General features: G+C 44.6%; 1 protein-coding gene. It reads right to left on the bottom strand.

Annotated elements, in window-relative coordinates:
- A partial coding sequence (locus B7C60_RS18500; RefSeq protein ID WP_245868970.1) for a thiamine pyrophosphate-dependent enzyme occupies positions 1-1,055 on the bottom strand: 1,055 nt, incomplete at both ends.

The raw sequence follows: 1,055 nt of genomic DNA on the forward strand, positions 1-1,055 counted from the left end.
AGCCATGTGTCATAGTTTTCGGTAGCACTTTGATATCAATCAGCGTCGATACCGTCTGCTTTTTCGCATCGGCGAGCGCAGCAATCAGTTGTTCTTGGTTATAAACTCGATAAGCACGACACCCATAACTTTCGGCATTCATAGCAAAATCAACCGGCACGAGCGGCCCTGTCAAACGATTCGTTTGCGGATCTCGAAATCGGTTTTCGGTACCGAAACTTCCCATACCTTGGCTCATTTGTAAATTATTGATACAACCAAACGCAGCGTTATCAAATAGAATTACGTTGATCTTCAGCCCTTCCTGAATCGATGTTTGTAATTCAGAATGCAGCATCATATAAGAACCATCGCCTAATAAGGAATAAACCGGCTGATCTGGACAGGCTATTTTTGCTCCCACAGCGGCTCCAACTTCATACCCCATGCAAGAGAAACCATACTCCATATGGTAGGTATCAGGCACTTTCGGTTGCCATAATCGTTGTAAATCGCCGGGTAACGAGCCAGCAGCTCCCACCACGATCGCATTATCTTCCAAATACTGATCTAATAAACCAAGTACTCGTGTTTGTGTGAGTTCCGTATTGAGCGTCTCACGATACTCCCTGAGTTGATCATCAAAGTGCCCTTCGATTTCGGGTTGATAACTTTGGCCAACTTGTGTGTTAAATAACCGATTAACTTCTTCTTGCCACAAGGCTTTGGCTTGTTGGATTTCTTGCTGGTAAGACGTTTGATACCCTGCTTGAGTTAACCGATTCGCGATTACGCTAAGCGCTGTTTTTGCATCTGCGACAACCGACGTTGCATCAAGTTTACTGGCATCAAATTCAGACACGTTTATGGTTAAAAAATCGACCTCAGGATGTTGAAATAAAGATTTCGATGCGGTGGTAAAGTCGGTAAATCTCGTCCCCACACCAATGACTAAATCGGCATCTTTTGCTAACAAGTTTGCCGCCAAGCATCCGGTTGTACCAATGCCACCTAAGTTCAGCTCATGATCGAATACAACGGCACTTTTTCCGGCTTGAGTCTCCCCAAATGGGATA

Source organism: Vibrio fujianensis, from assembly GCF_002749895.1.
GTDB classification, from domain to species: domain Bacteria; phylum Pseudomonadota; class Gammaproteobacteria; order Enterobacterales; family Vibrionaceae; genus Vibrio; species Vibrio fujianensis.